Origin of the sequence: Shewanella glacialimarina (genome assembly GCF_020511155.1) — a bacterium.
Classification (GTDB): domain Bacteria; phylum Pseudomonadota; class Gammaproteobacteria; order Enterobacterales; family Shewanellaceae; genus Shewanella; species Shewanella glacialimarina.
This window is the reverse complement of the sequence record NZ_CP041216.1, coordinates 2,088,254-2,100,126: the sequence shown is the minus strand read 5'-3', so window position 1 is coordinate 2,100,126 and position 11,873 is coordinate 2,088,254. Positions and strand designations below refer to the sequence as shown.

Annotated in this window: 11 protein-coding genes; all 11 read right to left on the bottom strand. The window is 39.9% G+C overall.

What is annotated here, in order from left to right; translation table 11 throughout:
- Positions 1 to 63 precede the first annotated feature (63 nt).
- Positions 64 to 1,737: a long-chain-fatty-acid--CoA ligase FadD gene (gene fadD, locus FJ709_RS09080; RefSeq protein WP_226415626.1), complete on the bottom strand. Its 1,674-nt coding sequence runs from the start codon at positions 1,735 to 1,737 to the stop codon at positions 64 to 66.
- Between the two features lie 215 nt (positions 1,738 to 1,952).
- Positions 1,953 to 2,822, bottom strand: a complete 870-nt coding sequence (locus FJ709_RS09075; protein WP_226415624.1) for an alpha/beta fold hydrolase — start codon at positions 2,820 to 2,822, stop codon at positions 1,953 to 1,955.
- Positions 2,823 to 2,879: 57 nt separating this feature from the next.
- Positions 2,880 to 3,728, bottom strand: coding sequence for a class I SAM-dependent methyltransferase (locus tag FJ709_RS09070; protein ID WP_404830026.1), 849 nt, complete (start codon positions 3,726 to 3,728; stop codon positions 2,880 to 2,882).
- Complete coding sequence (locus FJ709_RS09065; RefSeq protein ID WP_226415622.1) at positions 3,725 to 4,423, bottom strand: M50 family metallopeptidase; 699 nt, start codon at positions 4,421 to 4,423, stop codon at positions 3,725 to 3,727. The genes FJ709_RS09070 and FJ709_RS09065 overlap by 4 nt, the downstream gene beginning before the upstream one ends.
- A 164-nt stretch (positions 4,424 to 4,587) precedes the next feature.
- Positions 4,588 to 5,028 carry a hypothetical protein gene (locus FJ709_RS09060; RefSeq protein WP_226415620.1) on the bottom strand — a complete coding sequence of 147 codons (441 nt, stop codon included), beginning with the start codon at positions 5,026 to 5,028 and terminating at the stop codon, positions 4,588 to 4,590.
- Positions 5,029 to 5,306: 278 nt separating this feature from the next.
- Positions 5,307 to 6,014, bottom strand: coding sequence for a tRNA (adenosine(37)-N6)-threonylcarbamoyltransferase complex dimerization subunit type 1 TsaB (gene tsaB, locus FJ709_RS09055; RefSeq protein WP_226415618.1), 708 nt, complete (start codon positions 6,012 to 6,014; stop codon positions 5,307 to 5,309).
- A gap of 43 nt (positions 6,015 to 6,057) precedes the next feature.
- On the bottom strand, positions 6,058 to 8,013 hold the full coding sequence (locus FJ709_RS09050) for an ATP-dependent DNA helicase (RefSeq protein ID WP_404830025.1): 1,956 nt from the start codon (positions 8,011 to 8,013) through the stop codon (positions 6,058 to 6,060).
- Between the two features lie 458 nt (positions 8,014 to 8,471).
- Positions 8,472 to 8,831, bottom strand: coding sequence for a 50S ribosomal protein L20 (rplT, locus tag FJ709_RS09045; RefSeq protein ID WP_226415616.1), 360 nt, complete (start codon positions 8,829 to 8,831; stop codon positions 8,472 to 8,474).
- 18 nt (positions 8,832 to 8,849) lie between these two features.
- Complete coding sequence (rpmI, locus tag FJ709_RS09040) at positions 8,850 to 9,044, bottom strand: 50S ribosomal protein L35 (protein WP_055023949.1); 195 nt, start codon at positions 9,042 to 9,044, stop codon at positions 8,850 to 8,852.
- Between the two features lie 84 nt (positions 9,045 to 9,128).
- Positions 9,129 to 9,671, bottom strand: coding sequence for a translation initiation factor IF-3 (gene infC / locus FJ709_RS09035; RefSeq protein WP_264177979.1), 543 nt, complete (start codon positions 9,669 to 9,671; stop codon positions 9,129 to 9,131).
- Positions 9,672 to 9,674: 3 nt separating this feature from the next.
- Positions 9,675 to 11,603, bottom strand: a complete 1,929-nt coding sequence (thrS, locus tag FJ709_RS09030) for a threonine--tRNA ligase (RefSeq protein WP_226415614.1) — start codon at positions 11,601 to 11,603, stop codon at positions 9,675 to 9,677.
- Positions 11,604 to 11,873 lie beyond the last annotated feature (270 nt).

The window sequence follows — 11,873 nt, the reverse complement described above, 5'->3', positions numbered from 1 at the left end:
CTTACTCCATTTATTTTATGGGCTTAAAAACAAAAAAACCGGCTAGATGCCGGTTTTTCAAATTTACGCTTTATTGGCTTCATCTCGAAGCTGTCTGCGTAAAATCTTACCCACATTGGTCTTTGGTAATTCGTCTCGGAATTCTACCAGTTTTGGTACTTTATATCCCGTTAAATGATGACGGCAATGTTCAATCAGCTCTTTTTCAGACAATGACTTATCTTTTGCAACCACGTATATTTTGACTAATTCACCGCTAGCATCATTGGCAACACCCACTGCTGCGACTTCAAGCACTTTTGGATGAAGTGCTACAACTTCTTCAATCTCATTTGGAAATACGTTAAAGCCAGAGACTAAAATCATGTCTTTTTTACGATCTACTATGAAGAAAAAGCCCTTTTCATCCATATAACCAATGTCACCAGTGGCTAACCAACCGTCTGGATCAATTACTTTGGCTGTTTCTTCTGGACGCTGCCAGTAACCTAGCATCACTTGCGGCCCTTTAGTAAAAAGCTCACCTGTTTGTCCTTGAGCTAATACTTTACCATCATCGTCACGCACTTGAATAAATGTCGATGGCGCTGGAAAACCAATGGAGCCGTTATAACCTTCTAAGTTATACGGACAACAGGTAACTAACGGTGAAGCTTCCGTTAATCCATATCCTTCAAGTAAGCGAGTTTTGGTAATAGCTTGCCATTTATCAGCAACTGCTCTTTGTACCGCCATGCCGCCGCCAATTGACAGTTTAAGGCCGCTAAAATCTAAGTTTTTGAAGTCGTCATTATTAACTAAGGCATTAAATAAAGTGTTAACGCCAGTTAATGCCGTAAAGGGATATTTTTTAAGCTCACCAACAAATGCTGGAATATCTCTTGGGTTGGTGATTAATAAATTTTGACTGCCTTTATGTAAAAATAATAAGCAATTTACCGTTAATGCAAAAATATGATAAAGCGGTAATGCAGTAACAACAAACTCTTTACCGTCATCTAATGCCGGCGAGTATGCGCCATTTGCCTGTAAAACGTTAGCAACAACATTTCGATGGCTTAACATTGCGCCTTTTGATACCCCCGTTGTGCCACCGGTATATTGTAAAAAGGCTAAATCATCACCGCTAACACCTGGTTTAATATATTGTAACCGCCGCCCTTTAGATAAGCTGTCTCGAAATGAAAGTGCATGGGGCAAATGATACTTAGGTACCATCTTTTTAATATACTTGACCACAAAATTAACTAAAGTACGTTTTGGCGCACTAAGTTGATCGCCTAAACCAGTAATTATCACTGACTCCACCGCTGTTTGATCAACAACTTCTTCTAGCGTTTTGGCAAAGTTAGATACAACAACGATGGCTTTAGCACCAGAATCTATTAATTGGTGCTTAAGTTCTCTTGGAGTATAAAGAGGATTAACATTTACAACGACCATACCAGCACGCAACACACCAAATAGCGCTATCGGGTATTGCAGTAGATTTGGCATCATTAATGCCACTCGATCGCCTTTTTCAAGCTTCAATTCATTTTGTAAATAAGCAGCAAAAGCTCGGCTTCTTTCTTCAAGCTTACGGTAGGTCATGGTTGCACCCATGTTGATAAAAGCTGGCTGATCAGCGTATTTCGCTACAGCGCTTTCAAACATGGCAACCAATGAAGGAAATTGATCCGGGTCTATCTCAGCCGGTACATTGGCTGGGAGGTGATTAATCCAAGGCTGGTCCACGTGTGTCTCCTATAATGGCCACTGTGCTAAGACGTGCATTCCCCGTCAGTGGCTAAAAACGTTTTCCTGTTATTGGCTATTGTTATGATATGGCAATAATCAGTCAACGCGTTGTTATTGTTATCGCCTATACTTAAAATCATACAAGCGTTTTAATTTTGAACATAATCACATAATTGGCACAAAAATAATAGCGCTTTAAGCTTCATTAACATTTATTTTAGAATAAATGCTCGAATTAATAAGCATAATCCAATAGCATTCCCCATATGTAGATGATGATCGCCGTCTATTTCTGCGATTTCAAGATGCTTAAACCATTTTTTAGCCTGTACTTGAGCTGATTTTAACTGCTTAAAACCAGTTTTCCCTAGCACTAACAAGGTATCAGTAGTGCTTTGGCTCATTAATGCATCGACTTGTTCAAAACTCATTCTATACACCGAGTCTATTTTTAATCTAGGATCACTGCGCCAATAGTAAAGATCATCAATAAATTCGAGATTTCTTTTTGCAATAAGTTGACACCAAACTGGGTCCATTCCGGTCAGTTGTTGTCTCGCTTTCACCACGATGTCAATTGACGAATATCCTTTTGTGTTAGCTTGAAATGGCTTAGTGAGTAAATGAGTATGTTGGCTAAAACTACGACTTATTCTTGATGCATTATTATTAGCGTCTTCAAATAAAGGGGAAAGTGCTTCGATAAGAATTAATTGGGATACACGCTGGGGAAAACTAGCGTTGTAGGCACTTGCAACAATACCGCCAAGGGAATGACCTAAAAGAATTATTGATTGATTTGGATCAGGCTGAATAAAATTAATAAGCGCATGCAAATCATACAAATAGTCAACCCAATGTAACGGATATAGCCCTGGACGGTGGTCTGAAAAGCCGTGTCCAGGCCAATCAAAAGTAATAAGTTGGTAATGATTGGCTAAATCTGATTGTAAAAAACACTCTGCCAAGGGGATAAAACTGTTTAAATTATCTAACCAACCGTGGCATGCCAAAATAATTGGCTTGTCAGCATGGCCATATCGCATAGCCGATAAGGTTAAATGGGCCAAAGCGATTGTCATTGGCTGACCTTGCTCCACTGCTGTGAAACAGCACTTTGGCTCATTTAATGACATAATTTACTTCGCTTTTTTAATAAACTTTAATGTCATACGGTCACTTTCACCGATATCGATATATTTTTGCTTATCTTCATCACCCATTGCAAGACGTGGGGGTAATGTCCACACCCCTTTAGGATAATCTTTTGTGTCTTTGGCATTAGCATTTACTTCTGAACTTGCTAGCAATTCAAAACCCGATTTTTTAGCTAATTCAACCATTTGATTTTGTTCCATATAGCCACTTTCCGCTGCCATACCAACATTAGCTCTATGCTCAACCACTCCTAAAGTGCCGCCGTCTTTTAACACAGCATAAGCTGCATTAAACACACCTTCTAATTGCCCTTTCATTGCCCAGTTATGTAGGTTTCTAAATGTCAGCACATGATCAGCTGAATTATCTTTACCTAAGTTAAATTTTTCAGGCGGGCTTAACGTCACAAACTGCACATTACCGACAGATGCTTTATTATCTGCTACCCACTTTTCAAACTTTAAACCCGCTGATTTATAATATTCAGTTTGACGATTTTCTTCTGCAGGTTTTGTTTCAAAGTTGGCTGCAACGTACTGACCATTTTTGGCTAAGTAAGGCGCAAGGATCTCAGCATACCAACCACCACCGGGCCAAAGTTCAATAACTGTTTGATCGGCTTTAACATCAAAAAAAGCAAGTGTTTCTGCTGGGTTACGAGCGCTATCTCTTAACTTATTGGACGCTGTTCTAAAATCACTTGATACCGCAGCGGCCAAGGCATCATTCACTTTAACTTCTTCTGCCTGTGCTGGAGTAACCAATACGGTTGAATACATTCCAACAGTTGCGAAGCTAATCGCTATCGCGAGTGCTATTTTACGTTTCATTTCACATTCCTTTTTATTGAATCAACTTTTTGCCAACTGAGCCATAACATACCACAGCTCACCACTAACCAAATAACAACCCAAATCCAAGCGGGGATCCAAGTCATTTGCGCTAATGCTGCTGCATCGCCCTGACCTGCCAAACCAAATAACACCATGGGACTTGCCATGGCATTGAGGATTATCATCAATCCTAATATACGCAGTAAACTATTTAAAGGACGACTATTTTTTAATTTAAGTGGTAACAAAATAAGTCCAGTTAAACATAATAAAATAGCAATGCTCAACAAGTCTCTAGCCCACAATATAATTGACGCTAAAATAGTAAAGGCCAATAAAGACAAAGTAAATCTGATGCCATCACGCCATGTTGCTAATAAAAAAATCAAATACCCCCATAGCGCCGCACCCAAATAGCCTGCAAATGCAATAAATATCGCATTACCCCCTTGGCTATAACAAAGACCTGCCCCATTAGGAAAAAGCTGAATTGAGCTGACCACCCCACCCGACATTATGGTCGCTATCCCGTGTGACAATTCATGGAAATAACTTTCAAACCATTTAAATGGCACGCTAATAAAGGGCAGCCTTGTTAATAAAAAGGCCACTATCAGTTCCAGCACAAAACGGCCTCGACTAGGAATGCCAGATGATGAAGCTGATAAGCTATTATGATTAAAATGGGTCATTAATATTGAGATTATTTATAGAATAATTGACGTTAGTAAATCAGAATTGTCAGCAGGAGGGAATGCTTGTTAAACATTCAGATACAATGTTGTCGTAATAAGACACAAGAAGAAGTAGGAAAGAGTTAAAATAATAATCAAATAGATCAACACCAATAGATAAATTAAGCGTAAAGATCAATACCTACCATCTGTTGAATTTCATCTCGTTTTGCTGAATGCTGGGTCATTAGATAGACATTTATTGCACTACGATTAGTCTGTTTATCAGCATCATATTCGACTTTACTTTGTTGGCTATCGGACACAGAAATGGTTTTATGGTCAAAAAGCTGCGTATTGCCATTAAACTCAAACAAGCCTGAATTCTCAACTGTTTGTTCTCTTTCTTGCTGACTTAATGAAGATGCTTCGACATCAATTTGGATGTCATTGGCTGAGGGTTGGCCTAAAAGGATATTATTTTTAACGGTTTGACTGGAATTGATTGAGTTAATATCAGGCACTGATTCTAGCGGACGATTACCGGCAACAGCCTGACTCAAAGACGTTTTAAAGCCTTGTTGAGTTGCTGTTTGATGAACCGATGACTGATTTATCTGCATTTTTTCTTATCTCGACAGTACTTATATCTGCAATGCTTAGCTACAGTGTAGTTTAATACTTAACATTAAAATAAAATATAATCGACTATAACTTAGCCAACCAGTTATTGCCAATGACAAAATTTTCTTAAAACGTAACCTGCGTTAAGCATTAAACAGTTTAGCAAAGTTATCACTTTATGCCATTAACATCATTTTTTCTATTTAAATACTACCGAAGATTAGGCTTTTTCTTGGTATCAGCTAACAAATAAAATACTGAAGATACATTTTTAATATCACTCTCTACCCGGTAGCTTCTTCCAGGTCACTTTATCTCGGATATACACTGGGGCAAGTTCATCCACACTAGTATGTTGATGTTGGCTAACGCCATATTCAGCTAAAGTGAGCATTGCTTTGGCATCTGGGTATTTAAGTTTATCTTGCAATTGAATATTATCTGCTAACTCAAGCAACGCTGGATACACTTCAAAACCGGTTCCACAGGCAATAATGGCTTTACTGCCGTCCAAATGCAGCTCAACCTCTTGCGGTGAACAAACATGCTCGATACCAACCAAGGTCGCTATGCCCTCTTTTGCAACAAATTGCCCCACGTACACTTCGTTCATGCGCGCATCAATAGTACAAAATACTTGCTCAGCATGGTGAGTCGTAATTGCCATTTGTGCCATCGCAGCTAATGTCGAAATACCGATAACCGGTAAATCAATTCCCAGGGCTAAACCTTGGGTCATACTGGTACAAATACGAATGCCGGTAAAACTGCCTGGGCCGCGACCATAAGCAATGACATCAATATCGGCCAGCTTCACTTGAGCTTCTTTTAATAGTTCATCTACCATTGGCAATATACGTTGACTGTGCTCACGCGGTGCATCAACTGTGCGAGCGTAAACCTTACCATCAATAGTCAATGCAGCAGAGCAAGACTCGGTGCAGGTATCAAGCGCAAGAACACGCAGTGGAATGTGAAATGTCATGTTTACAACCAATGTGGAACAGAAATTAGGTCGCTATGATAACTTATGGGATTTGTTTTAAAAAGTGCAACGCCGTATCTAAATCACGGGTACGATGCATTGGCGGCAATGAATTAATAAAAGCTTGCCCATAAGAGCGATTAACAATGCGATTATCACATAAAATCAACACACCACGGTCTTTCTCATCACGAATAAGCCGGCCGACACCTTGTTTTAATGCAATAACAGCTTGGGGTAATGAAATAGTCGTAAAAGGATCAAGTCCTTGTCGTTCTGCGCTAGCGGCTCTTGCTCGATATAAAGCATCATCAGGCGACACAAAAGGCAACTTATCGATGATTACGCAGCTCAGCAATTTACCTCGAACATCGACACCTTCCCAAAAGCTGCCGGTACCGAGTAGTACAGCATTACCCAATTGACGGAATTTATTCAATAAGCTTTGCTTACTGCCCTGGCCTTGTACCAGTAATGGGTAACTCACTTGGCTACGTAATAAACCCGCAACTTGTTCTAACATACTATGGCTAGTGAATAAAATGAAGGTACGACCCTGCGCTGCATTTATTGCCTTTACACATACCTCAACCAATTGCTTAGCGCTATTCTGGGTTTGCCCTACTTTGCCCAAATGCCGTGGCACACAGAACATCGCTTGGTTAGGATAATCAAATGGACTGTCTAAAATAACCTGAGTCGCTTTATGTAGCCCGAGTTCTTTTGCAAAATGAGATAACTGACGGTTAACTTGTAGTGTTGCCGAAGTGAAAACCCAACTGATTTTAGGGTCAAACAGCTGCTCACATTGCTTAGAGACATTAATAGGCGAAGCACGAAGTGTGATAAACCGTGGCCCATATTCAACACTGTAAGCTGCTTGAGGGTCTTGGCATTCGAAAAATATTTTTAATCTTTCATTCAATTCGTGGATTTGTTCAAAAGCATTATCTAAATCATCATCGCGGCCTAAGTGGTGTGTCAGCAATTCACTTAATTCGGTTAATGATTGATGTAATGCCCAAGCACTAACAATAAGTGCTTTAGTCGATAACACCTGACGCCAATCAGTTTTACCACTGTCAAACATCTCATTATGCCACTGAGCTAGTTGCATGATTGAGCGGTTAGCAAAGTGTTCAATCTGAATGCTGTCGCGAATTTTTTGTTTGTGTATAGTGACTAAACTGTTTAACAGCTTATCGATTTCACGGCTACTGATGTGACTACCAAAATAACTGATACAAATATCGGGCACTAAATGAGCTTCGTCAAAGATGACAACATCAGGATCTGGAAGCAGTTCAGCAAAACCAGTGTCTTTGAGTAATCTGTCGGCAAAAAATAAATGATGATTTACCACGACCAGCTTTGCTTCCATGGCTTTAACACGTGCTTTGCGGGTAAAACACACGTCATAAAAATTACACTTCTTGCCGGTACAGCTTTCTTTGGTACTGACAATGCTTGAGATCATGGTTGAATTTTCAGACACTGACGTTAGATTACCTATGTCACCATCTTTACTGAGTACCGCCCACTGATTTATTTTAAGTAAGTCATCTAAAGCCTGCTCCCGATACTGACTGGCATGCTTCATTTGGTTATCTAAGCGCAATTGACATAAGTAGTTATTGCGGCCCTTAAGCAAAGCAATTTTTGGTTGTATATCTAACATGGTTAGCAATGCAGGGAGATCTTTTAAAAATAATTGTTCTTGCAGGTTTTTACTGCCGGTACTCACAACGACTTGTTTGCCACTTAATAACGCAGGAATAAGATAAGCAAAGGTTTTACCGACCCCTGTACCTGCTTCCAAAATTAAGTTGATTTTTTTTGCGATAGCTTCACTTACTGCTATCGCCATATCAGTCTGGGTTTGACGACTACGGTACTGATGCACATGACGGGATAATGAACCGCCTACACTAAATTCAGCGGCAACCAATGTGGTTAAACTCGCTAGCTTATGCGGAATTTGAGACGTGTTTGATTTCACAGTTTTAGTAGATACTCATAGTGTAATTCTAGTTTAAATGCATCAAATCTAGCGAAGAGATGAACAACCCAGCCATGATAGGTATTCAATCTATAGGTTCCGAGGTTTGGCTAACTCGGCGTATAGGGTCGAATAAGCTTCAGTTAATAAAAATAATTCAACTGGATAAGCGGCAAACAAGACGGTCTGAAAGCTTTTAAATATCACTGGCTCAGTTTAAAGACCAGATCAATTACATCGTCCAATATCACTGTTTACTGACTTGACTATTATGCTGATAAATAATGATTAATCCAACTAATTAACTCTGCTAGGTATAAACAAGCTTTCTAGCGGTCCCTTTTATGCAAACGAAAGCTAAATTATTAGCTAATCTAAATCAACAATACCTATTTTATTCAAAAAACAGTTATAAAAAAAGGAACCCTAAGGTTCCTTTTTCAAAGCCGATTAACTAATTACTTAGTTAAAGCTTCTTTTGCTTTTTCAACTAAAATTGTAAATACAACTTTGTCGAATACAGCGATGTCAGCCAAAATCTTACGATCGATTTCGATAGACGCCTTTTTCAAACCGTTAATGAAACGGCTATAAGACAGACCATTTTGACGAGAAGCCGCATTGATACGTGCAATCCATAATTGGCGGAATTGACGTTTCTTTTGACGACGGTCACGGTAAGCATATTGACCAGCTTTAGTTACTGCTTGAACAGCAACACGGAAAGTACGGCTACGAGCGCCATAATAACCTTTAGCTAGTTTAAGTACTTTCTTGTGACGAGCACGAGCGGTTACACCACGCTTAACTCTAGGCATTGTTCATTGCTCCTTTAATTAAGCGTATGGTAGTTGACGTGCAATTGCTGGCACATCAGACTTGGCGACTAAACATTTTGCACGTAAGTGACGTTTACGCTTAGTGCTCTTCTTGGTCAAAATATGACGTAAGTGTGCTTGTTTGCGCTTGAAACCATTAGCGGTTTTTCTGAAGCGCTTTTGCACACCCTTGTCTGTTTTCATTTTAGGCATTTCTAAAACTCCGCATTGGGATATTTAATAAACGTAAGGCGAGCAAAAGCCTCAAGAGACTTTTGCTACTTTTAGGTTGCCCTACTATTTCTTTTTAGGTGCTAGCACCATAATTGCTTGTCTACCTTCCATTTTCGGGAAAGATTCAACAACCGCATACTCTTCCAAATCAGCCTTGATACGGTTCAAAAGATCCATACCTAGGTTTTGGTGTGCCATTTCGCGACCACGGAAACGCAGCGTAATTTTCGCTTTGTCCCCATCTTCTAGAAAACGAATCAGGTTGCGTAGTTTTACCTGATAGTCGTTTATATCAGTTCCAGGACGGAATTTTATTTCCTTAACCTGAACCTGCTTCTGCTTCTTCTTTTGTTCCTTTTGCGCTTTCGCTTTATCAAAAAGGAACTTACCGTAGTCCATTATGCGACAAACTGGAGGCTCAGCGTTTGGACTGATTTCAACAAGGTCTACCCCTGCTTCATCCGCGACGCTTTGAGCTTCTTTAATGCTAACGATACCAATGGGCTCACCATCTATGTCCGATAAACGGACTTCAGGAACACCGGTGATTTCATCATTGATTCTATTAGGCGCTGGTTGTCGCCCTGCTGTTCTTTTGATCTTTATGACCTATTCCTCCAACAATTTTAGACTACGGAGCGAAATCTGTTGATGTATCATGGTAGCAAAATCTTCGATTTTAAGCTTACCTAAATCAATACCATCACGTGTACGCACCGCAACTTCCTTATTCTCAACTTCTTGATCACCTACGACCAACAAATAAGGCACACGTCTTAAGGTGTGTTCGCGTATTTTAAAGCCTATCTTCTCATTCCTCAAGTCAAAAGATGCACGAATGCCCTGTTTTTTGAAGTTTTTTACAATTTCTTCTGCATATTCAGACTGTTTGTCAGTAATATTCATCACAACTACTTGCATAGGTGCAAGCCATGTTGGGAATTTACCAGCATACTCTTCAATCAAGATACCGATGAAACGTTCTAATGAGCCAAGAATGGCACGATGTATCATTACCGGCGTTTGGCGACTATTGTCTTCTGCAACATACGTTGCACCTAAACGAGTCGGTAACGCGTAATCTAATTGTACAGTACCACACTGCCAAGCGCGATCTAAACAATCATGTAATGTGAATTCAATCTTAGGACCATAGAAAGCACCCTCGCCAGGTAGTATATCATATTTGATATTATTAGCTTTAAGCGCTTGCTTTAATGCTTCTTCAGCACGATCCCACATATCGTCGTCACCAATACGCTTTTCAGGTCGAGTTGATAATTTGACAACAATATTTTCAAAACCAAATGTGCCATATGTGTCATATACCATTTGAATGCATGCACTCACTTCTGTTTGCACTTGATCGTCAGTACAGAAAACATGGGCATCATCTTGGGTAAAGCCTCGCACGCGCATCAAGCCATGCAGTGAACCCGATGGTTCATTACGATGACAACAACCAAACTCAGCCATACGCAATGGCAAGTCACGGTATGACTTTAAGCCTTGATTAAAAATTTGAACATGACCAGGACAGTTCATCGGCTTAATGGCATATTCACGACTTTCGCTATTAGTAGTAAACATAGCTTCTGAGTATTTATCCCAGTGGCCTGAACGTTCCCATAACACGCGATCCATCATTAGCGGGCCTTTCACTTCTTGATAAGTGTATTGACCTAGCTTTTGACGGATAAACTTTTCAAGTTCTAAAAATATGCTCCAACCATCATTGTGCCAAAACACCATTCCTGGCGCTTCTTCTTGCATATGATAAAGATCTAATTGCTTGCCGATTTTACGATGATCGCGTTTAGCCGCTTCTTCTAATCGTGTAAGGTGCGTTTTAAGGGCTTTTTTATCTGCCCAAGCCGTACCGTAAACGCGTTGTAACATCTTGTTATCAGAGTTACCGCGCCAATAAGCACCAGCAACACTCATTAACTTAAAGTGTTGACAAAAACGCATGTTCGGCACGTGCGGACCTCGACACATGTCGATGTATTCTTCATGATCATATAGTGCAGGCGTTGCATCTTTGCTGATGTTTTCATCTAAGATGGCAATTTTGTATTCTTCACCGCGCGCACTGAATGCATCACGGGCTTCTTGCCAAGAAACAACACGTTTGACTACGTCATAATTTGTTTTGGCCAAGTCTAGCATGCGTTTTTCTAACGCATCTATGTCATCTTGGGTAAGCTTGTGCTCTAAATCGATATCATAGTAAAAACCGTTATCGATAACAGGACCAATGGCCATTTTAGTTTGAGGCCACAGCTGCTTAATAGCATGACCTAACAAATGCGCACAAGAATGGCGAAGAATTTCAACACCTTCTTCATCTTTAGCCGTGATGATAGATAAATCCGCATCGGTAAAAATTAAATCGCAAGCATCTTTTAGCTCACCGTTAACGCGACCAGCAATACAGGCTTTTGCTAAACCTGGGCCGATGTCTGCAGCAACATCAAGGGTAGATACTGGATTAGCAAACTCACGTTTGCTGCCATCAGGCAATGTAATAATAGGCATGAAAATTCCTTGTCCAGTGGTGACCCACACGTAGGGCCACTTGGTAAATAATGAATAAAAGTTATGAACACATTTTTGAAATAAAGACAGTACAAGAGTCTTAGTTACCCAAAAATGTAGCGCTCGATTGTATGTGACAACATAGTAATGAATCAACCTTTAACGGCTTTCAATACTGCCAGAGCTGAATAAATTCATAAATTACACTCGATGCGGTATAGCTAAAATAGGGCTATATTTAATAAAGCACAGTAAATGACTTAAATTCCA